The organism is Megalodesulfovibrio gigas DSM 1382 = ATCC 19364 (assembly GCF_000468495.1).
In the GTDB taxonomy this organism is placed as follows: domain Bacteria; phylum Desulfobacterota; class Desulfovibrionia; order Desulfovibrionales; family Desulfovibrionaceae; genus Megalodesulfovibrio; species Megalodesulfovibrio gigas.
On record NC_022444.1, the window covers coordinates 3,017,525 to 3,038,743 of the forward strand.

Consider the following 21,219-nt stretch of genomic DNA (forward strand, 5'->3'; position numbering starts at 1 on the left):
TCGTCAAAAAAACACCGGACCCGAAGGGCACTCCCTCCGGGTCCGGTGTTTTGATGCGTACCGCAGGCTTATTTTTCCCGCGCAAAAGGCCAGGCCATGAGCCCGCCTTCCATGACCTTGACGTTGGTCCAGCCCAGGTGGTTGAGCACCCGCTGGGCCTCGTACCCGCGCATGGAGATCTTGCAGTAGGCCACGATGGGCGCGGCCTTGTCCTGGGGCAGATCGTCCAGCCGCTTGCGGAGCTGGCCCAGGGGGATGAGGGTTTCGCCCTGGCCCAGGCGCATTTCCTCGAATTCCTCGGGGGAGCGGGCATCCAGCAGGAAGGGCCGGGATCCGTTGTTCAGCATGGCCTGCACTTCCACGCTGGAGAGGCCGTCCAGCAGGCCGCGCATCTTGTTCTCCAGAATGTGCGCCGTGGCGATGAAGTGATCGATGGCCAGGGAGAACGGCGGGGCATACGGCATGTCGGCCATGCACACATCGGCCACGGTGGCGCCGTGGCTCACGGCCATGGACATGGCGGCAAGCTGACGGCTGGCGTCCCCGGGCCCCAGGCACTGGAAGCCCAGGATGCGGCCGGTGGCGGCGTCGGCCACCATCTTGGAAATGAGCAGCTTTGCGCCCATGAAGCCGGGCTTGTCCGGGCTGGCATTGATGGCCGTGACCACCGAAAAGCCTTCTTCCTTCGCGCGACGCTCGGACAGCCCCACGGAGCCGGCGGTAAAGTCGAACGCCTTACAGATGCCGCTGTGGATGGTGCCGGGAAAGCGCGCCACGTTGCCCAGCACGCAATTCTCACCGGCCACGCGGCCTTCCAGGTTGGCCAGGTCGCCGTAGGGGGCCAGGGTTTTCTTGCCGGTGATGCGCTGCAGCACCTCCACGCAGTCCCCGGCGGCGTAGATGTCCGGATCCGACGTCTGCATGTGCTCGCTGACGGCAATACCGCCCGTGACGCCGATCTCCAGCCCGGCATCCCGGGCCAGGGCCACGTTGGGCGCCACGCCGATGGCCACCACGGCCACATCGCAGGGCAGATGCGTACCGTCGTTCAGGCGCACGCCGGTCAGCGCGCCGTCCTGCCCCAAAAATTCCGCCACGCCGTTGTTCAGCATCACCGCCGCGCCCTTGGCGCGCATGTGGTTCTCCACGTGCCGGGCCATTTCCCAATCCAGGAACATGAGCACCTGGGGCAGCAGCTCCACCACGGTCACGTCCAATCCGGCCTCGCGCAGGGCTTCGCACGCCTCCACGCCGATGAGCCCGCCGCCGACGATGACGGCCCGTTTCGCCTTGCCCTCGTCGCGCACCGTGCGCAGGTAGTCGGCATCGCGCATGGCATGCAGGGTGGTCACGCCACGGAGTTCCCGGCCGGGGATGGGCGGCACCCGCGGGCTGGCGCCGGTGCACAGGATGAGCTTGTCATAGGGGCGAACGCTGGTCTCGCCGCTGGGCAGGTGCTTGCACCAGACGGTCTTGGCGGCGCGGTCGATGGCCGTCACCTCCGTCTCCACCACAGCCTCCACGCCTTTGGCTCCGGCAAAGAAGGCCGGATTGCGCACCACGCCCGTGGGCGTGCACAACAGGGCGTTGCGATTATCAAAATGGCCGCTGACGTAATACGGGTACCCGCAGGACGCCATGGACAGCTCCGGCGCTTTCTGGATCAACGTCACCTGGGCGTCCTGATTAAGACGCTTGGCGCGGGCTGCGGCCTTGGGACCGGCGGCCGAGCCGCCAACAACGAGGATGCGTGGTGTAGACATGACAGGAAGTCCTCCTGAGAATGAGTGTGTCTGGATGTCTTGCCTTACCCCATTCCCGCGGTGAAGGTGTTGATTACAATCAACGCACAGACAAAAGCCTTGCATTTTTCTGAAAAGAGCCATCGGGGGACAGCATGCCCTTCGAAGGACGCTCCTGCCCGCCGGGCGCTCAACCGTGCTGGCAGCGGGGGCAGAAAGTGCTGGTGCGGCCGGCCACGGTCATCTTTTCCAACGAGGCGGCGCAACGCGGGCAGGGCTGGCCGGCCCGACCGTAGACATTGAAGGTATTCTGAAACGCGCCGGCATCGCCGCGGGCATCGACGTAATTGCGGATGCTGGCCCCGCAGCTGTCGATCCCTTCCTGCAGCACGGCGCGAACATGCGTCATCAACCCGATTTTCCTGGAGGCCGAGACCGCATCCGCCGGCGCATCCGGCCGCAGGCCGGCCCGGAACAGGGCCTCGTCCGCATAGATGTTCCCCACCCCGGCCAGCACGGTCTGATCCAGCAGCAAGGCCTTGATGCGACCGCGCCGACCCTTCAGCCGGCCGGCCAGATCTTCCGGCGATGTCTCCAACGGCTCGGGACCCAGGGCCGCATAGAACGGGAACGCCTGCAACTGTCCGGCAGTCAGGGCGGCGCAGTAGCCGAATTTGCGCATGTCCATGAAGAACAGCCGGCCGCCGTTGTCCAGGTGGAAGATCAGATGCGTGTGCCTGTCCGGCAGCTCATCCGGGGCCGGCAGGTGCAAACGGCCGGTCATCTTGAGGTGGAAGGCGAGGATCAGATCGTCAGAAAGCGTGAGCAGCAGCAGCTTGGCCCGGCGGCTGACGGCCAGGATGCGCCGGCCCGGCACGGTTGCAGCCAGGGTCTTGGCATCCAGCCCGCCGCGCACCGAGCCGGCATGGCGGATGTCCAGCGAAACGATGCCCCTGCCCTCCAGCGCCGGTCGCAGGCCGCGGGCGATGGTTTCGACCTCGGGCAGCTCGGGCATGTCAGCGAGGGGAGCGATTCAGGGTCAGTTCCAGCTCGGCTTCGCCACGGCGCAGGCGGTAGCGCAGGGTATCGCCCTTGAGCTGCATGGGGATGACGTGCAGGTCGCCGATGCCGTCCACGGGGATATCATTGATGGCCAGAAGGACATCCCCGACCTGCATGCCCAGGCCCGCGGCCGGAGACCCGGCAATGACGGCCGTGAGCACCACCCCGGCCTCGCCCTCTTCCACCGCATAGCCCAGGCGGCTGAAATGCGAGGGCGGGCAGAGAAAGCGCAGCTCGCCGGCAGGAGCATCCTGCAGATCCTCGGGATCCCGGACGGGCAGCAGGGAGAGCACCGGCGCACCGGGATCGAACTCCCGCAGCCGCCGCTTCACGCCCCAGCCGTGCTCCACATGCCCGCTGCCGACGATGAGCAGCACCGGCCGGCCGGTCTGCTGCCGTAGTCGGACAAGATTGCGGGCCATGGCCGTATCCCACAGGCTCTGGATGCGGATGAAGCGCTCGAAGCCGGCATCGTCCTGCTTACGCAGCATTTCAGAATGCCTGGAGAAAAATTCGCGCAAAAACTCCAGCTGCTCCTGCTGGGGCAGGATGATGGTTTCCGGCAGATGGATCCCGTCTTCCCCGGCCTCTGCGGCCGCGGCGTCCAGTCCCTTGGTGCGGACCAGCTCCACCAGCCGCTGGGGCACATTGGCGGCGTGCAGGGGCAGCCCGGCATCGCGGGCTGCCTGAAACACCGGGGCGTACAGCTCCCAGGGGTGGCCCCAGGTGCGATCCCAGTCCAGTTCCTGGCGCAGCTCCTGCAGCCCGATCAACTTGTTGTTGAACCGATCCAGGACGCGCTGGCGGTCCGTGGCCACCATCTCCAGGGCCACCACGGGCGTGCCCTGGGGCCACTGCCCGGACCGGCTTGCGCCGATCATTTCCATCAGCGTCCGCTGCGCCGCATGATCGCAGGGCGAGGTGTGGGATTCACCCATGAGCAGATAGGCGGCCTCGGGGAGCCGGCAGAATGCGGCGTCCGGGAACGGGGCGGCCGGCCCCTGCCCCTCCGGCGGACAACTGACGCTGACGCGCCGGCCCGCGGTGCAGCCGCCGGCGACAAGGGTCAGCAACACCAGACAGAGCAGCAGGCGCAAGGGCCATGCCGCATGCGCCGCGGCGGCCGGAACCTGTCCTTGGACAGGCGTCGGCCGCCGCGAAACCGGGCATGCAGGGGGTGCAGGGGGAATGACTCCCCCTGCAGAGGCGTTTCTCGTCAGTCCCACTTTCTCTTGTCCTCGATGGGCCGCATCTGCGGGGGCAGGGAGCCGGGCGCGAGCACCTTGAGCACGGGGCGCAGCTTGATCTTCTCGCGGAAGGAGTGCAGCAGCTCTTCGTCGCGCTTGAAGTTGGAGGCTTCGATGTACAGGGTCATCTCGTCGATGCCACCGGGGTTGGTGACTTCGATCTGCCAGCGTTTGACTTCCTCGTACCGGGCCATGACCTGCTCCACCTGATGCGGGTAGACGAACATGCCCTTGATGCGGGCCGTGGTGTCCACGCGGCCCACGATGTTGCCCAGGCGCGGGGAGGTGCGGCCGCAGGCGCAGGGCAGGCGGTCGATGTAAGAGAGGTCGCCGGTGGCCAGACGGATGAGGGGATAGGTCTTGTTGAAGGCCGTGACCACGATTTCGCCCACCTCGCCATCCTTGAGGGGGATGCCGGTATCCGGATGGCAGATTTCCACAAAGGCGCGGTTGGCCACGTGCAGGCCGTTCTTGTGGTAGCATTCGTAGCCGATGCAGCCCACGTCGGCGGTGCCGTAGCCCTGGCGCATGATGCAGTCGAACTTCTTTTCCAGGGTGTTGCGCATCTTCTCGGAGAATTTTTCCCCGGTGACGAAGGCCACTTCCATGTACAGATCTTTGCGCAGGTTGATGCCGGTTTCCTCGGCCTTCTGGGCCAGGTGCATCAGGTAGCTGGGCGTGCCGATGTAGCCGGTCACGCGCAGCTTGGCCATGATGTCCAGCTGGGTGGCGGTGTTGCCCGGGCCGGCGGGAATGGTGGCGCAGCCCAGGTTGCGCAGGGGCTCCTCAAACATCAGGCCGGCCGGGGTCAGGTGATAGTTGAAGGTCACCTGCGCCAGGTCGCCGGAGCGGAAACCGGCGGCGTAAAAGCCTTCGGTCCAGCCCCAGTAGTCCTCGCCGCGGTCTTCGGGGTCGAAGATCGGGCCAGGGGAAAGAAACACGCGCTTGAGCTCGCCCAGATCCTTGGTCAGAAGCCCGCCCAGCCGCGGCCCCATGGACTGCAGGAAGATGAGCTCCTTTTTCTTGAGGATGGGAATATGCTTGAGGTCCGTGAGGGTGCGGAACTTTTCCACCTGGAACTGGGCGCGGTCAAAGCGCTTTTTCACGTCCTCGGAATAGCGGTAGGCGTACTGCAGCAGCTCCTTGAGCTGGATGAGATAGTATTGCCGGCGCTCGCTTTCGTCGAGCACCTCGCGGCGGCTGTAAATGCCTTCGGTGCGGTCCTTGCGGGTCATGATGGCTCCTGAAATCGTGGAATGCTGGCAATCTTCCAGCATATAGCCAATCGGCGGAAGAAAAGCAAGACCCCTGCTCTAACCTTCCGACATGTCATTGTTTTCCAGCACATCACCCGTATCTTCCGCCTCTGCATCGGCCTCCTGCGGCGCGGCGGCGGCAGCGTCCGAGGCGGCCTTGAAGGACGGGTCCTCCTGCCGGGCGAACACCAGGAACCCGGTGTGGGCCACCATGCGGTCGTCCGGCCGCAGGCGATCGGGCACGGGTTTCCAGCGGCGGACGAGGAGTTCCATGACTTCGATGTTGGCGAACGGCCCGCGCTCCAGGGCTTCCACCAGCCGGCTCACCTGGTTGGTCACGGGCAGCAGGAAGCCCAGGGTGGCCCCGGGGGCCACGGCCGCGGCGGCGTGCTCCAGGTAGTCCCACGGGGTGCGCACGTCCAGGAAGAGGGCATCCACGCCGGTCTGCTCAAAGCCTTCGGCAATGTCCTTCACGTGCTGGGTCACGTTTTCGCCCACCCCGGCCCAGGCCAGGTTGCGGGCGCAGAGCTTGGCGAATTCCGGCCGGGCCTCGTAGGTGTACACCTGCCCCGTGGGGCCGCAGAACCAGGAAAGCGCCAGGGTGAGGCTGCCGGAGCCGCTGCCGGCCTCGATGACACGAATGCCGGGACCAATGCCCAGGCGCATGCAGATGTAGCCGATATCCTTGGGATAGATGATCTGCGTCTGCCGCTTCACGCCCTTGACCAGATCATACAGGGTGGGCTTGAGCAGGCGATACGGGCGGCCCATGTGCGTGGGGACGATGGCCCCGTAGTCGCACTCGGCCAAGGTCTCCATGGTGATGAAGCCGTCGTGGGTATGAATGCTGCCTTTTTCCTCGATGCGCTGCAAATAGCGCTTGCCCTTGGGGCTCACCAGGAGTACCAACTTTCCGGATAGTGACATGATCGCTCCTTTGCGCAGACGTTGCCCGCTGCCTACGCGGCGGCGGCCTGCGCTGTCAACCGCACGGCGGATGCCTGCCTTGATCTCCCCCTCGTAATACGCCATGACCCTGCCGCCTGTCTCCTCAGCGCACGTCTTTGGTCCTGTGACGTCCGGCCGCCTGGGGCGGTCCCTGGGCATTGATCTGCTTGGGGAAAAAATCTGCTCCTTCGACTGCCTGTACTGCGAGGTCAAACCAACCACGCGCCTGATCCTGGATCGGCGGGAGTGGGTGCCCACGGCCCAGCTGCTGGACGAGCTGCGGCAATGGCGCGACGCCGGGCACACCCCGCCGGAAGTGCTCACCCTGGGCGGCTCCGGCGAACCCACCCTGCACAGCGGGCTGGGGGCGATTATCGCCGGCTGCAAGGCGCTGTTCCCGAATCTGCCCGTGGCCGTACTCACCAATTCCTCCCTCATGCATCTGCCTGAGGTCCGGCGCGAACTGCAGGCGGCGGACATGGTGCTGCCGTCCATGGATACGCTGATCGAAGCGGAATACCGGCGGCTGAACCGGCCGCACCGGCAGGTGGATCTGCAGCGCATGGCCCAGGGACTGCTGGCCTTTCGGCAGGAATACACGGGCCGGCTGCTCCTGGAAATCCTGCTCTCCAAAGGCATCAACGACAGCAACGCCAACCTGGCCGCCCTGCAGGACTATGTGGCCCGGCTGCAGCCGGACCGGGTGGATATTGTCACCCTCTCCCGGCCCGGCGCATATCCGGAAGCGGTGGCCGTGGACGCAGCCACCCTGGGGCGCTGGCGCGCCACCCTGTGCGGGCATGCCCCCACAACGGCGTGCGCCCCGTTGCTCTGCGCCAGCGAGCCCCTGCCCCGTCAGGATCCCGAAACCCTGGCCCAGGCCGTGCTGGCGTCCCTTTCCCGGCGGCCGCAAACGGCCCTGCAACTGGCCCAGGCCCTGCACGCCCCCGCGGTGGCAGTGCAACTGGCCCTTGAAAAACTGCAGCAGTCCGGGCATATTCAACATCGGGGATCGAAGACGGACGATCCCTCCGAACAATTTTTTTCCGCCATCTAGACGCCTGGCCCTGCGCCGCCGCGACCCGTCTGCCGCGGCGACCTCAAGCCCTCCCCCTTCGACGCAAGGGCCCGTCTGCATGGCATGAAGGATTTGCATGACTCGCACCACCAAGAAAAAAAGCAAGATGTTCCTCAGCGTGCTGCCTGGCGAACAGGTGGAAATGGCCTTGTCCGAAGACGGCAAGCTCCAGGAATACTATGTGGAGATGTTGCACCAGGCCAAGACCAAAGGCAACATCTACAAGGGCGTCATCCACAACATCGATACGTCCCTCCAGGCTGCCTTTGTCAACTACGGCGCCGTCAAGAACGGCTTTCTGCAGATTGACGAAGTGCATCCCGAATACTACCTCACCCCCGTGGATTCCTCCAAGGGCCACAAATATCCCCTGCTGCAAAAGGTGCTCAAGCCCGGCCAGGAAATCCTGGTGCAGATTGGCAAGGAGCCCACCGGCACCAAGGGGGCCTTCCTCACCACGTATCTTTCCATCGCCGGCCGGCATCTGGTGCTCACGCCCGGACGCGAGCAGATCGGCGTCTCCCGCAAGGTGGAGGACGAAGAGGAACGCGCCCGGCTCAAGGAGATCATGAACGGCATCACCCCTGGCGAAGGCCTGGGCGTGATTGTGCGCACCGTGAGCGAGGGCCTCTCCAAGACCAATCTGACCAAGGACCTGCAGATCCTTGAACGCCAGTGGAAGGAGATTCGCAAGCGCGGGCAGGAGGCCGAATCCCCCAGCCTGATCTACCAGGAACCGGATCTGGCCGAACGTGCCGTGCGCGACTACTTCACCGCCGACGTGGGCGAAATCTGGGTGGATGACGCCACCACCGCCGAGCGCGTGGCCGCCTATGCCGCCATCCTCTTCCCCCGCTCCAAAAGCCTGGTGAAGCACCACGATGCCACGGACCGCACCCTGTGGGAGCGCTTCAATCTGCAAAAACAGATCGACCAGCTCTACAGCCGCTACGTGACCCTGCCCTCGGGCGGGCAGCTGGTGTTCGATCAGGCCGAAGCCCTGATGGCCATCGACATCAACTCCGGCCGCACCGGCGGCAAGTCCAATTTCCATGAAACCGCCTTCCGCACCAATATGGAAGCCGCCGAGACCATCCCCCATCAGCTGCGGCTGCGCGATGTGGGCGGGCAGATCGTCATCGATTTCATCGAGATGAAGGACCGCAAGCAGTGGGCGGAAGTGGAAAAGACCCTCAAGGCCGCCATGAAGGTGGACCGCGCCCGCCACGACATCGGCAAGCTGAACAAATTCGGGTTGTTGCAGATGGTGCGGCAGCGGCTGGGCTCCTCGGCCATCTCCCTGTCCTCGGAAGCATGCCCGGCCTGCCAGGGCACGGGGTTCCGGCGGAACATGGAATGGCAGTCCATGCAGGCCCTCAAGCAGATTTACTTCCAGTTGCGCGCCAACACCGGCCAGGCCCAGCTGGAGATTCCCCTGCCGCCGGAGCTGTGCCTGTATCTGCTCAACCGCAAAAAGGAAAAGCTCCTGGCCATGGAGCAGCAGTACGGCACCCAGCTGACCCTGACCATGCGTCACGGGTAGGGCGCCATTCATGTGCAGGGGGAATCCATTCCCCATGAGCGAGTTGCCATGCGACTGATGCTGCATTGTTGTTGCGGGCCGTGCTCGCTGGTTCCCGGTGCGATGCTGTTGCAGCGGGGGGTGGACGTGACGGGCTGTTTCTACAATCCGAACATCCACCCGCTGCAGGAATACCTGCGCCGCCGCGAGGGCATGGCCCAGGTGGCGGCGCACCTGGGCATGGACATGCTCTGGCTGGACGCGGAATACCATCCGGCCCGCTTTCTGGAGCCGCTGCAGGATCATACCCAGCGCTGCGAAGGCTGCTACCGCCTGCGCCTGGAGCGCGTGGCCCGGGCAGCAGCGGCCACAGGGCACGAGGCCATCTCCACCACCCTGCTCTACTCCAGGTATCAGAATCACGAGCTGATCCGGCAATGCGGCGAGGAACTGGCCGCACGCTACAATCTGACCTTCCTGTACGAGGACTTCCGCGCCGGATGGCAGCAGGGCATCGACGAATCCAAGGCCCTGGGCATCTACCGCCAGCCGTATTGCGGCTGCATCTACAGCGAATACGATCGCTACCACAAGCAGCTGAAAAAGCTGTTCGTGTCCTGACCATGCTCTGCTACATCCACGTCCCCTTCTGCACCCGCAAATGCGCCTATTGCGCCTTCGCCTCCCAGGTGCCCCGCGCCGGGGACATGCAGGCCTATGTGGACGCCCTGCTGCAGGAGATCGCCATCCAGGGGGATCGCCTGGGCCGCCGGACCATCTCCACCCTGTATTTCGGCGGCGGCACGCCTTCCCTGCTGCCGGCCAAGGTGGTGGAGGTCGTGTTCCGCCGGCTGCGCCGGGCCTTCCGCATCGCGCCCGATGCGGAAATCACCCTGGAAGCCAACCCGGAGAGCGTCACCGCGCATCATCTGCACGATCTCGTCTCCCTGGGGGTCAACCGGGTGTCCATCGGCCTGCAGGCCATGGATGACGAATCCCTGGGGCTGCTCGGCCGCTGCCACACGGCCCGGCAGGGGCTGGCCGCGGCGCACAACGCCCGCATGGCCGGGGTGCAGAATCTGAGCCTGGACCTCATCTGGGGCCGGCCCGGCCAACGCCTGAAAACCTGGCTGGACGAGCTGCGCCAGGTGGTCTCCCTGCGGCCGGAACACCTTTCCTGTTACAGCCTCACCGTGGAGCCGGGCACGCCCCTGGAGACCCTCTGCCTGGCCCGGACACTGGCGCTGCCCGACGAAGAGGAGCAGGGCAAGATGTTCGTGTATGGCAGCGAATATCTTGAAGGAGAAGGATACCTGCACTACGAGATTTCCAACTTCGCCCGGCTGGGCTTCCAGTCCCGCCACAACACGGGCTACTGGGAAGGGCGGGACTATCTGGGGCTGGGCCCCTCGGCCGTCTCCACCCTGGAGGGGCGGCGCTGGGCCAACCCCGAGACCCTGGCAGCCTGGGTCGAGGCCGTGCGCACCGACACCCTGGGCCAGGACGCCGAGCCCCTCACCCTGGAACAGCGCCTCACCGAGCTGGTGATGCTGCGCCTGCGCACCTCCCGCGGGCTGAACCTGCGCGGCTACCGGCGGCTGGCCGGCGTCTCCTTCACGCAGCAGCATGCGGCCAAGATACAGGCCCTGTCCAGGCGGGAGCTCATCCGCATTCATGGCGGCTACCTGCGCCTGAGCCGCGAAGGCTGGCTGGTGGCGGACGCCATCCTGACCAATCTGATCACCGACGGCTGACGCCGCAGCGCTTCAAACACGCCATCGCGTTGACCTGTTCCGGCAGCGGTGTTACTGCTGCCCTCTTTCCCGCCATGTTTCCCCACCGTGCCCGTCCATGAACCACGCCGCCGCCCGTCCCGCCCCCCGTCCCGCCCTGCATTCCTGGCAGGCCATCCTCCGGCTCACCTGGCCGCAGATGCTCATGATGTTCGCCCACTTCAGCGTGGGGTTCGTGGACGTCTGGACCGCCGGGATGATCGGACCGCAGACGCAGGCGGCCCTGGGGCTCATCACCCAGAGCCTGTTCGTGCTGCTGATCATCTGCGTGGGCCTCTCCAACGGCGTGGTGGCGGCGGTCAGCCAGTCCCTGGGGGCGCGGCGGCCCATGCGGGCCATGCGCTACGGTGTCTATTCCCTGGTAACCGCCGCCGGGGTGGGCGTGCTGCTCATGGCTGTCGGCCTGCCCAGCCGCGACCTGTTTCTTTCCCTGCTCAATACCCCGGACGATGTACGGCCCGAGGCAGCTCGGCTGCTGGTCATCTATCTGGCCACCCTGCCGGCCCAACATCTGCTGGTGGTCACCAACGCCATCTTCCGGGCCTACGGCGAGGTCCGCACGCCCCTGTGGACGGTGACCGTCCTGGCCCTGGTCAACCTGCTGGGCGATCTGACCCTCGGTCTGGGCTGGGGCCTGGGCTGGCTGGGCGTTTCCGGATGGGGGGCAACGGGACTGGGGCTGGCCACGCTCTTCTCCGTCTCCCTGGGGGCAGGGCTGAACTGCTGGGTGCTCTGGAAACGGGGCCGGCTCCACTGGCGGGCCATGCCGCCGCGACGCTGGCAGCGCCGGGCCCGGGGGTATCTGCTGCGGGTGAGCTGGCCGGCCGGGGCCTCCCAGGTGGTCTGGCAGGTGGGCAATCTGGCGCTGTTTGTGGTGCTGGGCCTGCTGGGGGACCAGGCCATGCCGGCCATGGCCGGCTTTGGCGCGGGCCAGCGGCTGGAAGCCCTCCTGTTCCTGCCGGCCATGGCCTTCAACATGAGCGCCTCGGTGCTGGTGGGCCAACATCTGGGCGCCGGAGACGTGGCCGCGGCCAGACGATCGGGATTGCAACTCCTGGCCCTGGGCTGCGGCAGCATCAGCCTGGCCGGCTTCCTGCTGTGGCAGGTCGCAGGCACGGTCACCGGCTGGGTGGCGGCAGATGCAGTTGTCCATATCGAAGTGCTGTCGTATTTGTATTGGAACATTCTGGCCATATGCTTCACCACCGGCACCATGATCCTTGCCGGGGTGATGACCGGAGCCGGCGCCACGCTGTATACCCTGGGCGTGCTCGCGGTGGCCACGTGGGGGGTGCGGCTGCCCCTGGCCTACTGGCTGGCGGTGCCGGCCGGCTGGGGAGCGCAAGGGGTCTGGATTGCCATGTTCGCCTCGCAGGGAGTGCAGTGCGGCGCGCTGCTCGCCCTCTTTCTGTTCCGGGACTGGAGCCGCTTCGCCATGCGGCCTGTCCGGCGGAACCATCCGCAACCCGCAACAAAAGGTGAAACATCCTCATGAATAAGGACTTCGAGCCTATTTCCCTGGCCGGGCGGGAACAATACCTGGCCGCCTACGCCGCCTGTCCGCAGCATCCCAGCGACACCAGCTTCGCCAACCTCTGGGGCTGGGCCGAGGAATACGGCCTGGAATGGGCCTGGGGCAGCCAGTGCGTATGGATTCGCCAGACCAAACCCGCCCTGCGCTACTGGGCTCCCGTGGGGCCGTGGGACGGCCTGCCCTGGAACGAATGCCCTTCCCTGGCCCAGGGCATGGAGGTCATCCGCGTGCCCGAGACCCTCGCCCTGCTCTGGCAGGAGCACCTGGGGGATCGGCTCGTCCTCACCGAGGACCGGGACAACTGGGACTACCTGTACGACGTGACCGAACTCATCGAGCTGCGCGGCAACGTCCATCACAAAAAGAAAAATCATCTGAACGGATTCAAGAAGGCCTACCAGTACGAATACCGGTCCATGACGCCGGATTGCGTGGAAGAGGCCCTGGCCCTGCAGGCTGCCTGGCGCGGCTGGCACGATACGCCGGACTCCCCGGCCCTCATCGCCGAAAACAACGCCATCGAACGCGTGCTCACCCGCTGGGACGTGCTGCCCGGCCTCATGGGCGGGGCCCTGCATGTGGGCGGGGCCATGGTGGCCTTCACCGTGGCCGAACCCCTGGACAAGGAGACGCTGGTCATCCACTTCGAGAAAGGCCAGGCCGGCATGCGCGGGGTGTATCAGGCCATCAACCAGATGTTTCTTGCGCACGACGCCAACGGCTACAAGGTGGTCAACCGGGAACAGGACCTGGGCGACGAAGGCCTGCGCAAAGCCAAACTCTCCTATCACCCCATTGGCTTTCTGAAAAAATATCACGCCCGCATCCTGCCGCGCTAGGGCATTTTAATTTTGAAAAAGGACCTTGCGAGAGGGGAAACCTTNTCCTTTCAAAGATAACTTGCCCTGGGCGGCAGACGCCGGGGAAAAGGCAGGTTGCGGATGTCCACCACGCGCACCATCGGGCTGGCCGCCCTGGTCATGGGCGGCAGCGTGCTGCTCTCCCGGTTCATGGGCCTGGCCCGGGACAAGGCCATTTCCTACGTCCATGGCGCGACCCTGGATACGGACATCTACTTCACGGCCTTCGTCATCCCGGACTTCCTGAACTACCTGCTGGCCGGGGGCTATTTCTCCATCACGCTCATTCCCCTGCTGGCGGAGAAATTCGGCCGTGGGACCCCGGCCGGCGAGGCCGACGCCTGGGCCTTCTTCTCCACCGTGCTCACCTGGCTCACCGCCGCGGCCGTGCTCCTGACGGGGCTGGCCATGGCCTTTGCGCCCCAGCTGGCCCGGCTGGCCGCACCGGGATTTGATGCCGAAAGCCTGCAGCGGCTGGCGCAGTTTCTTCGCATCATCCTGCCAGCACAGATCTTCTTCATGGCCGGCAGCTGCGCCACGGGGCTGTTGTACCTGCGCAAGCAGTTCTACGCCCCGGCCCTCTCGCCGCTCATCTATAACGGCTGCATCATCCTCTTCGGGCTGCTGCTGCCCGGCGACGGCATGGAAGGCTTCTGCTGGGGCGTGTTGGCGGGCTCGTTTTTGGGCAATTTTCTGCTGCCCTTCCTGGCGGCAGCCCGCACCGCCCCCGGGCACGGGCAGGAAGGCGGCGCAGGCCTGCGGCTGGCCATGCGTTGGCGGCATCCCGATCTCGGCCGCTTCCTGCTGCTGGCCCTGCCGCTGATGCTGGGGCAGTCCGTGGTGGTCCTGGATGAACAGCTGGTCCGGGTGTTTGGCAGCCTGACCCAGGAAGGGGCCGTGAGCTGGCTGACCTACGCCCGACGCATCATGCTGGTGCCCGTGGGCGTGGTGGCCCAGGCCGCAGGCGTGGCCAGCTACCCGTTTCTGGCCTCGTTGGCGGCCAAGGGCGATGCGGAAGGGTTCACCAAGACGCTCTCTTCCTCCCTGCGCAACACCACGGCGGTGCTGGTGCCGCTTTCGATCTGGATGATCGCCGTCGCCGGCCCCACCATCAGCCTGATTTTTGAGCAGGGCCGCTTCGACGCCGCAGATGCCGCAGCCACGGCCCTGTGCCTGCAGATTCTGCTGGCCGGGGTGTTCTGCTGGGGCATCCAGCAACTGGTGGGCCGGGCCTTCTATGCCCGACAGGATACCGTGAGCCCGGCCGTCATCGGCACCCTGGCCACCCTGGCCGCAGTGCCGGCCTATTGGCTGCTGGGCAGCCGCTTTGGCGCAGCCGGGCTTGCGGCGGCCAGCGCGGGGTCCGTGGCGCTGTACACGCTGTTGCTGGCGGGCTGGTGGCGCAGACGTCACGGCGGCGAGGTCTTTGCCGGGCTGTGGCGGGTGCTGGGGGGCACCCTGGGGCTGGCCGTGCTGGCTGGCCTGCCGGCAGCCGGGATGGTGTGGACGGCTGGCCGGATATCCCTGGCCGGGCCGCTGCTGCAGGCCTTTCTGGTCATCTGCCTGTCCGGGGTGCTCTTCTTCCTTCTCTACCTCTGGGCAAGCGCGCGCCTGATGCCGGACGCGGCGGCCCCCATGCTGGATCTCCTGGGCAAAATACGACGAAAATTCCTGCGTCGTACATCGTGACGAAATAAAACCACGGAGAGGATGGACACGGCCTCCGATTACGGATATCGTCCCATACATCTTTATTTTTTTCCATCGCACTGCCGCCGCATGCAAAAGGAGGATTCCTCATGAAACTGCCGACAAAACTGGCCTGCGCCGTAGCTGCCCTGGTCTGCCTGTGGGCAGCGATGGCCTTTGCCGCGCAAGACACCACGTGCGACATGCCCCTCATCACCGGCGAACACTGGTCCAACGCCACGGCCCAGGAAAAGCTGGCCTTCCTGGCGGGCATGGCCACCGTCATCGAACTGGAGCAGGAAGTACAGGGCGACACCCCCGGCGAATGCAAGACACTCATCCATTCCTGGATCAAGGGCATCGGCGATCAGCGTCTGGTGGACATGCGGGCCAAACTGGACCAGTGGTACGCCGCCAACCCGGACAAGCGCGCCGACTCCGTGGTGGAAGTGCTGTGGCATCAATTCGTGGCCCCCAAACTTGGCGCCAAGCAGTGAGGTCGTCATGCATAAAATTCTTCTCTCCCTGGCTCTGGCCGGCCTGCTCCTGGGAGCAGCCTGTACGAACATGACGCCCACCCAGCAGGGCGCGCTTTCCGGCGGCGTCATCGGCGCGGGTGCGGGCGCGGGCATTGCAGCCATTGCCGGCGGCAACGCCGGCGTGGGCGCGGCACTGGGCGGCGCCCTGGGCGTGGTGGGCGGTGCCTTGTACGGCAACCAGCAGGAACAGCAGCAGAAAAGAAAATAACGCACGCACGCCGCAGGCCTTTGCTTTGGCGAAAGCGGATATGGCGTGAACAGTGCTTCCCCGGCGCTCGGGAGGAACCATTCCCTGGAATGCGTGCTCCCGAGCGCTGATTGTTTGCCCCCTCCAGAGATTTCCGCGTCCTTTCTTGACAGAATAAAACCCCCATGTTCTTGGATGGAAAACATGGAGGATGCCGTATGGATCGGCGGACTTTTCTCAAATCGACCCTTGCCACCCCCGTTGCCATAACCGTTGCCACTGCAGGCACAGGCTTCCTTGGCGCGCAATGCGCCCATGCGCGCGGCATCCCTGCCAGTGCATTTCCCGGCCTGCCCAAAGACATCCATTATCCTGGCCCGCCGGCCGGCACGATCACGACGTCCATCACGGATCTGTACAAGATCGGCCCTGGCCCCTCCAGCTCCCACACCCTGGCCCCGCTGCGTATTGCCAGCGACTTTCGCAGCCTGCTTGAAAGCCTGCCCGCGAATCAGCTTGCCGCAGCCGAGCGCATCGCAGCGCACCTGTTCGGCAGCCTCTCCTCCACCGGCAAGGGGCACCGTACCGACCGGGCCATCCTGGCCGGGCTCCTGGGCCAAAAGCCGGAAACCTGCGACCCTGCCGTCATGGACGCCCTGGCCGACGAAAGCCGACACCATCAAATCTCCATCGCCGAAAAGGTCTTCACCGTCGGCCACGACATCATTGTCTGGGATCGCGTGGAGCATGACTTCCCGTTCAGCAACACCCTGATCATGACGGTCAGAGGAAAAGACGGCACGGAGCTTGTTTCCCGGGAATACTATTCCACCGGCGGCGGCTTCTTCTCCTGGAAGGAACAGCCGGTGCAACCGCGGGGAAAGCCGGTGCATGCGTACGGCAGCATGACAGCCTTCACCGCCGTGGCCGCGAAGACGGGCAAGGCGCTTCACGAAATCATGCGTGAAAACGAGATGGCCATCATGGGCTGCACCCCGGCCGCCATCGACGCGCATCTGGATCTGGTGCTCGACACCATGCTTGAGGGAGTGGAACTTGGGTTGCGCGAAGACGGCCTGCTGCCGGGGCCCTTTGAGTTCCACCGCAAGGCCCGACGCATTCACGAGCAGGCGCAAACCATGCCAGGGCCGGACGCCTTCATGCAACTGCTGAGCAGTTACGCCCTGGCCGTCTCCGAAGGCAACGCCGCTGGCCGGCTGGCAGTCACTGCGCCGACGCTCGGGTCTGCCGGCACCGTGCCTGCCCTGGTGTATGTGATGCACAAACACCTGAACCTGCCCCGGGAAGCCATGCGCAAGGGGTTGCTTGCCGCGGCGCTGGTGGGCTTTCTGTGCAAGAACAACGCAAGCGTGGCCGGGGCAGAGGTGGGCTGTCAGGGAGAAATCGGCGTGGCATCGTCCATGGCTGCGGCCATGGTTGCCTATGCGTCGGCGGCGCCGCTGGCCGTCACCGAAATGGCCGCAACCATCGCCCTGGAACACCACCTGGGCATGTCCTGCGATCCTGTGGGCGGCTTCGTGCTCATCCCATGCATTGAGCGCAACGCCTTCGGGGCGCTCAAGGCCTACAACGCCTGGCTGATGGCGAAAAACGAAATCGCCTCGCAGCATTGGGAGGACCTTGACCGGGTTATCATGGCCATGCTGCAAACCGGCAAGGCCCTGCCCGCGGCCTTCAAAGAGATGGGTACCGCCGGCCTTGGCATGACCATGGTCGATTGCTGATCAGGCCCGAACGCCGCAGGGATCGGGACATGCAACCTAGAGCAAGGTATCTTTGAAAGGAGTTCTCGGGGGAAAACCTTTNTTTCTGAAGAAAGGTTTTCCCTCTCGCAACGCCCTTTTTCAAAAGTAAAATGCCCTACCGCAGCGCCGCCGCCAGCAAGGCCTGGGTGTACGGGTGCTGCGGGGCGTTGAAGATGGCGTCCCGATCCCCCTCCTCCACCACCACCCCCTGGCGCATGACCAGAATGCGGTGACACAGGGCGCGCACGATCTTCAGATCGTGGCTGATGCAGCAATAGGCCAGGCCGTAGCGCGTCTGCAGATCCCGCAACAGCGCCACCACCTGGGCCTGCACCGAACGATCCAGCGACGATGTCGGCTCGTCCAGCACCACCAGCCGCGGCCTGAGCACCAGGGCCCGGGCAATGGCGATGCGCTGGCGCTGGCCACCGGAAAACTCATGCGGGTAACGCTCCCGGATGGCCGGGTCCAGCCCCACGGCGGTCAGGGCCTCGGCCACGCGGCGTTCGCGCTCCGCCCGGTCCCGCACCTGCTGCACCACCAGACCTTCGTCCACGATCTGTTGAATGGTCAGGCGCGGCGAGAGGCTGCCAAAGGGATCCTGAAAGACGATCTGCATGGACTGGCGCAGGGTGCGCATGGCCGCGGCGTCCCGGTGCTGCAGGGTACGGAGATCCTGCCCGGCAAAACGCAGGCCGCCCTCGCTGCGTTCCAGCCGCAGGGCCGCCAGGCCCAGGGTGGTCTTGCCCGAGCCGGATTCGCCCACAATGCCCAGGCTTTCCCCTTCCCGAATGGCGAAGCTGATGCCGTCCACGGCCTTCACGTGCCCCACGGTGCGGCGGAACACCCCGCGCCTGACGGGGAACCATACCCGCAGATCCTGCGTCTCCAGGAGCACCGGCGCATCCGGCCGCACGGGCGCGGGCGCGCCGGCGGGCTCCGCAGCCAGGAGCATTTTGGTGTAGTCGTGCTGCGGTGCGGCAAACAGCGCCGCCGTGGGCTGCACTTCCTTGAGCTCACCCAGATGCATCACCGCCGTGCGATGCGCCACACTGCGCACCACGCCGAGGTCGTGGGTGATGAGCAGCACGGCCATGCCCAGGCGGCGTTGCAGATCGGCGATGAGTTCGAGGATCTGCGCCTGGATGGTCACGTCCAGGGCGGTGGTGGGCTCGTCGGCGATGAGCAGCTTCGGCTCCCCGGCCAGGGCCATGGCAATCATCACCCGCTGTCGCTGCCCGCCGGAAAGCTGGTGCGGGTACGCCTTCAGCCGGGTCTCGGGCCGGTCGATGCCCACCAGTTCCAGCAGCTCCAGCACCCGCCGCCGGGCGGCGGCGTTGGTCAGCCCCTTGTGCAGGGCCAGCACTTCGCCAATCTGCCCTTCCACGGTGTGCAGGGGATTGAGGGCGGTCATGGGCTCCTGGAAGATCACCCCCGCCGCGCCGCCGCGCAACTGCCGCAGGGTGCGGGGCGAGGCGTTCAGCACGTCCGTCCCGTCCAGCAGAATCCGTCCGCCATAGACCGTCTCCCGCGGGGGCAGGAGCCTGAGCGCCGACAGCGCCGTGACGGTTTTGCCGGAGCCGGACTCGCCCACCAGGGCCAGCGTCTCGCCGGCATGCACCTGCAGGGAGACGCCCTGCACCGCCTGGACCACTGCACCGCTGCCAACATCGCCGGTCAGGAAGCCGATGCGCAGATCCTGGATATCGAGGAGAGGACCGGGCATCAGCGCTGCCGCCTGGGGTCGAAGGCGTCGCGGGCAGCCTCGCCCATGAACACCAGCAGGGCCAGGGTGCCGCCCAGTACGAAGAAGCCGGCCAGGCCGATCCAGGGGGCATTGGGATTGTTCTTGCCCTGGGCCAACAGCTCACCCAGGGAGGGCGAGCCCGGCGGCAGGCCGAAGCCGAGAAAGTCCAGTGAGGTCAAGGTGGTGATGCCTCCCACCAGGATGAAGGGCAGATACGTGATGGTGGAGACCATGGCGTTGGGCAGAATGTGGATGCGCATGATGGCTGCATCCGTGCGGCCCAGGGCCCTGGCGGCGCGCACATACTCCAGGTTGCGGCCGCGCAAAAATTCCGCCCGCACCAGATCCACCAGACTCATCCAGCTGAACAGCAGCATGATGCCCAGCAGCCACCAGAAATTGGGCGTGACCACGTTCGCCAGGATGATCAGCAAAAACAGCACCGGCAGCCCGGACCAGATCTCCAGGAACCGCTGGAAGACAAGATCCAGCATGCCGCCGTAGTAGCCCTGCACCGCGCCGGCCACCACGCCGATCACCGAGGAGATGAGCGTCAGCGCCAGGCCGAACAGTACGGAGATGCGGAAGCCGTAAATGCAGCGGGCCAGGATGTCGCGGCCATGGTCGTCCGTGCCCAGGAGATTCCCTGCCGACGGCGGCGTGGGCGGCGGAGACGGCAGTTCCTTGTTCAGGGTGTCATACCGGTAGCGCACCGGCGGCCAGAGCATCCAGCCTTTTTCCTCGATGAGGGCCTGGACCTCGGGGTCCGTGTACACCGCCGTGGTGGGGAAGAAGCCGCCGAATGTGGTTTCCGGGTAGTCCGTGAACACCGGCCAGTAGGCCCTGCCCTCGTACCAGACGAACACGGGCCGGTCGTTGGCCAGAAATTCCGCGCCCAGACTCAGCACAAACAGGACCACAAACAGCCACAACGACACCCAGCCGCGCCGGTTGGCGCGGAAGGCTGCCCAGCGCCGCCGGGCCAAGGGAGAAATACGAAAGGCCATGCTGTCGCCTTGTTGGGAGAAGGAGCCAGCCCCTCCCCAAAGACTTTTTAGGGGTGGCTCACATCGTGCCACATGGTTTGTTCTGAACGAGCCGTGCCAGTCCATCCCACACCACGCGCTGCCGCATTGCATGCACTCCCGTCACCCCCTGCCCTCGAAATCGATGCGCGGGTCCACCAGGGTATAGGTCAGGTCGGTGACCAGTTTGGTCAGCATGCCCAGCAGGGTGAAGATGTACAGGGTGCCGAAGATGACCGGATAATCCCGCTGCAGCAAGGCTTCGTAGCCCATGAGCCCAAGGCCGTTGAGGGAGAAGATGACCTCGATGAGCAGGGAGCCGGTGAAGAACATACCAATGAACGCCGCGGGAAATCCGGCCACCACAATGAGCATGGCGTTGCGGAACACGTGCCCGTAGAGCACGCTGCGTTCGGTGAGCCCCTTGGCCCGGGCCGTGACCACATATTGCTTGCCGATCTCTTCCAGAAACGAATTTTTGGTCAGGAGGGTCAGGGCGGCGAAGCTGCCGATGACCAGACTGGTCACGGGCAGGGCCAGGTGCCAGAAGTAATCCAGGATCCTGGCGCCCAGGGAGAGTTCGTCGAAATTGGGCGAGGTGAGCCCGCGCAGGGGGAACCATTTGAAGTAGCTGCCCCCGGCAAAGAGCACCACCAGGAGGATGGCGAAGAGGAACGCCGGGATGGCGTTGCCCAGGATCACGGCGGCGCTGGTCCAGATATCAAACCGGCTGCCGTGGCGCACGGCCTTGGCCACCCCCAGGGGGATGGACACCATATAAATGATGAGCGTGGCCCACAGCCCCAGGGAGATGGACACGGGCAGCTTTTCCGCAATCAGCTCCAGCACGGTCTTGTCCCGAAAGAAGCTGCGGCCGAGGTCGAAACGCAGAAAGTCGCCCAGGAGCTTCAGATAGCGCACGTGCAGGGGCTTGTCGAAGCCGTAGAGCTTTTCGATATCCTTGATCACCGCCGGATCCAGGCCCTGCGCGCCGCGGTATTTCACGTCGCCGCCGCCCAGGGAGGAGGGACGCGCGCCCTGGATGTCCCCGGTCTGGGAGCCGGCCACGCGCTCCATGGCCCCGGCTCCGGCACCGCGCATGGTGCTGATGAACTGCTCCACCGGTCCGCCGGGCGCCACCTGGATGATGAAAAAATTCAGGGTGACAATGCCGAACAGCGTGGGGACGAGGAGCAGCAGCCGCCGCAGGATGTATGCCAGCAT

18 protein-coding genes are annotated in these 21,219 nt (G+C 65.5%); 10 read left to right on the forward strand and 8 right to left on the reverse strand.

Features of this window, described 5'->3' with window-relative positions; all coding sequences use genetic code 11:
- Window positions 1-68: 68 nt before the first annotated feature.
- The 5 genes from DGI_RS13295 to DGI_RS13315 all read right to left on the reverse strand — a co-directional run bounded on the left by DGI_RS13295 (window position 69) and on the right by DGI_RS13315 (window position 6,234).
- Entirely contained in the window at window positions 69-1,763 is a 1,695-nt protein-coding gene (locus DGI_RS13295; protein ID WP_021761646.1) for an FAD-dependent oxidoreductase, read from the reverse strand.
- Window positions 1,764-1,932: 169 nt separating this feature from the next.
- The gene (gene mutM, locus DGI_RS13300) at window positions 1,933-2,757 is read right to left on the reverse strand and encodes a bifunctional DNA-formamidopyrimidine glycosylase/DNA-(apurinic or apyrimidinic site) lyase (protein WP_021761648.1); all 825 of its coding nucleotides are present in this window, start codon (window positions 2,755-2,757) and stop codon (window positions 1,933-1,935) included.
- Window position 2,758: 1 nt separating this feature from the next.
- Window positions 2,759-3,901, reverse strand: coding sequence for a ChaN family lipoprotein (locus DGI_RS13305; protein WP_021761650.1), 1,143 nt, complete (start codon window positions 3,899-3,901; stop codon window positions 2,759-2,761).
- Window positions 3,902-4,020: 119 nt separating this feature from the next.
- The gene (locus tag DGI_RS13310) at window positions 4,021-5,286 is read right to left on the reverse strand and encodes a phenylacetate--CoA ligase family protein (RefSeq protein ID WP_021761652.1); all 1,266 of its coding nucleotides are present in this window, start codon (window positions 5,284-5,286) and stop codon (window positions 4,021-4,023) included.
- A gap of 78 nt (window positions 5,287-5,364) precedes the next feature.
- A complete protein-coding gene (locus tag DGI_RS13315; protein WP_021761654.1) occupies window positions 5,365-6,234 on the reverse strand; it encodes a tRNA (adenine-N1)-methyltransferase in 870 nt (289 codons plus the stop codon).
- Between the two features lie 103 nt (window positions 6,235-6,337).
- Here DGI_RS13315 and DGI_RS13320 point away from each other — a divergent pair, with 103 nt between their 5' ends.
- From DGI_RS13320 to DGI_RS13365, 10 genes are all read left to right on the forward strand, one after another.
- Window positions 6,338-7,312 (forward strand): radical SAM protein, encoded by a 975-nt coding sequence (locus DGI_RS13320; RefSeq protein WP_021761656.1) that lies wholly within the window; start codon window positions 6,338-6,340, stop codon window positions 7,310-7,312.
- Between the two features lie 97 nt (window positions 7,313-7,409).
- Window positions 7,410-8,876 carry an Rne/Rng family ribonuclease gene (locus DGI_RS13325; RefSeq protein ID WP_021761658.1) on the forward strand — a complete coding sequence of 489 codons (1,467 nt, stop codon included), beginning with the start codon at window positions 7,410-7,412 and terminating at the stop codon, window positions 8,874-8,876.
- Between the two features lie 48 nt (window positions 8,877-8,924).
- Window positions 8,925-9,476, forward strand: a complete 552-nt coding sequence (locus DGI_RS13330) for an epoxyqueuosine reductase QueH (protein ID WP_021761659.1) — start codon at window positions 8,925-8,927, stop codon at window positions 9,474-9,476.
- A gap of 2 nt (window positions 9,477-9,478) precedes the next feature.
- The gene (gene hemW, locus DGI_RS13335) at window positions 9,479-10,609 is read left to right on the forward strand and encodes a radical SAM family heme chaperone HemW (protein WP_021761660.1); all 1,131 of its coding nucleotides are present in this window, start codon (window positions 9,479-9,481) and stop codon (window positions 10,607-10,609) included.
- Window positions 10,610-10,706: 97 nt separating this feature from the next.
- Window positions 10,707-12,143 (forward strand): MATE family efflux transporter, encoded by a 1,437-nt coding sequence (locus DGI_RS13340; protein ID WP_021761661.1) that lies wholly within the window; start codon window positions 10,707-10,709, stop codon window positions 12,141-12,143.
- Window positions 12,140-13,021, forward strand: coding sequence for a DUF2156 domain-containing protein (locus tag DGI_RS13345; protein ID WP_021761662.1), 882 nt, complete (start codon window positions 12,140-12,142; stop codon window positions 13,019-13,021). Before DGI_RS13340 ends, DGI_RS13345 begins: the two co-directional genes overlap by 4 nt.
- 102 nt (window positions 13,022-13,123) lie before the next feature.
- Complete coding sequence (murJ, locus tag DGI_RS13350) at window positions 13,124-14,731, forward strand: murein biosynthesis integral membrane protein MurJ (RefSeq protein ID WP_021761663.1); 1,608 nt, start codon at window positions 13,124-13,126, stop codon at window positions 14,729-14,731.
- A 110-nt stretch (window positions 14,732-14,841) separates the two neighbouring features.
- Window positions 14,842-15,228 carry a hypothetical protein gene (locus tag DGI_RS13355; RefSeq protein ID WP_021761664.1) on the forward strand — a complete coding sequence of 129 codons (387 nt, stop codon included), beginning with the start codon at window positions 14,842-14,844 and terminating at the stop codon, window positions 15,226-15,228.
- Between the two features lie 7 nt (window positions 15,229-15,235).
- Complete coding sequence (locus tag DGI_RS13360; protein WP_027192881.1) at window positions 15,236-15,478, forward strand: hypothetical protein; 243 nt, start codon at window positions 15,236-15,238, stop codon at window positions 15,476-15,478.
- Window positions 15,479-15,675: 197 nt separating this feature from the next.
- Window positions 15,676-17,202 (forward strand): L-serine ammonia-lyase, encoded by a 1,527-nt coding sequence (locus DGI_RS13365; protein WP_021761666.1) that lies wholly within the window; start codon window positions 15,676-15,678, stop codon window positions 17,200-17,202.
- 136 nt (window positions 17,203-17,338) lie between these two features.
- Here DGI_RS13365 and DGI_RS13370 read toward each other — a convergent pair whose 3' ends face one another.
- From DGI_RS13370 to DGI_RS13380, 3 genes are all read right to left on the reverse strand, one after another.
- Window positions 17,339-18,949: an ABC transporter ATP-binding protein gene (locus DGI_RS13370; RefSeq protein WP_021761667.1), complete on the reverse strand. Its 1,611-nt coding sequence runs from the start codon at window positions 18,947-18,949 to the stop codon at window positions 17,339-17,341.
- Entirely contained in the window at window positions 18,949-19,977 is a 1,029-nt protein-coding gene (locus DGI_RS13375; protein ID WP_021761668.1) for an ABC transporter permease, read from the reverse strand. The genes DGI_RS13370 and DGI_RS13375 overlap by 1 nt, the downstream gene beginning before the upstream one ends.
- A gap of 141 nt (window positions 19,978-20,118) precedes the next feature.
- Window positions 20,119-21,219: a microcin C ABC transporter permease YejB gene (locus tag DGI_RS13380; RefSeq protein WP_021761669.1), complete on the reverse strand. Its 1,101-nt coding sequence runs from the start codon at window positions 21,217-21,219 to the stop codon at window positions 20,119-20,121.

Bases quoted from the DNA above. Each gene is read 5' to 3' on its own strand.
- DGI_RS13295 (WP_021761646.1), bottom strand. From the start codon at position 1,763: ATGTCTACACCACGCATCCTCGTTGTTGGCGGCTCGGCCGCCGGTCCC.
- mutM (WP_021761648.1), bottom strand. From the start codon at position 2,757: ATGCCCGAGCTGCCCGAGGTCGAAACCATCGCCCGCGGCCTGCGACCG.
- DGI_RS13310 (WP_021761652.1), bottom strand. From the start codon at position 5,286: ATGACCCGCAAGGACCGCACCGAAGGCATTTACAGCCGCCGCGAGGTG.
- DGI_RS13315 (WP_021761654.1), bottom strand. From the start codon at position 6,234: ATGTCACTATCCGGAAAGTTGGTACTCCTGGTGAGCCCCAAGGGCAAG.
- DGI_RS13320 (WP_021761656.1), top strand. From the start codon at position 6,338: ATGACCCTGCCGCCTGTCTCCTCAGCGCACGTCTTTGGTCCTGTGACG.
- DGI_RS13325 (WP_021761658.1), top strand. From the start codon at position 7,410: ATGACTCGCACCACCAAGAAAAAAAGCAAGATGTTCCTCAGCGTGCTG.
- DGI_RS13330 (WP_021761659.1), top strand. From the start codon at position 8,925: ATGCGACTGATGCTGCATTGTTGTTGCGGGCCGTGCTCGCTGGTTCCC.
- hemW (WP_021761660.1), top strand. From the start codon at position 9,479: ATGCTCTGCTACATCCACGTCCCCTTCTGCACCCGCAAATGCGCCTAT.
- DGI_RS13340 (WP_021761661.1), top strand. From the start codon at position 10,707: ATGAACCACGCCGCCGCCCGTCCCGCCCCCCGTCCCGCCCTGCATTCC.
- DGI_RS13345 (WP_021761662.1), top strand. From the start codon at position 12,140: ATGAATAAGGACTTCGAGCCTATTTCCCTGGCCGGGCGGGAACAATAC.
- murJ (WP_021761663.1), top strand. From the start codon at position 13,124: ATGTCCACCACGCGCACCATCGGGCTGGCCGCCCTGGTCATGGGCGGC.
- DGI_RS13355 (WP_021761664.1), top strand. From the start codon at position 14,842: ATGAAACTGCCGACAAAACTGGCCTGCGCCGTAGCTGCCCTGGTCTGC.
- DGI_RS13360 (WP_027192881.1), top strand. From the start codon at position 15,236: ATGCATAAAATTCTTCTCTCCCTGGCTCTGGCCGGCCTGCTCCTGGGA.
- DGI_RS13365 (WP_021761666.1), top strand. From the start codon at position 15,676: ATGGATCGGCGGACTTTTCTCAAATCGACCCTTGCCACCCCCGTTGCC.
- DGI_RS13370 (WP_021761667.1), bottom strand. From the start codon at position 18,949: ATGCCCGGTCCTCTCCTCGATATCCAGGATCTGCGCATCGGCTTCCTG.
- DGI_RS13375 (WP_021761668.1), bottom strand. From the start codon at position 19,977: ATGGCCTTTCGTATTTCTCCCTTGGCCCGGCGGCGCTGGGCAGCCTTC.
- DGI_RS13380 (WP_021761669.1), bottom strand. From the start codon at position 21,219: ATGCTGGCATACATCCTGCGGCGGCTGCTGCTCCTCGTCCCCACGCTG.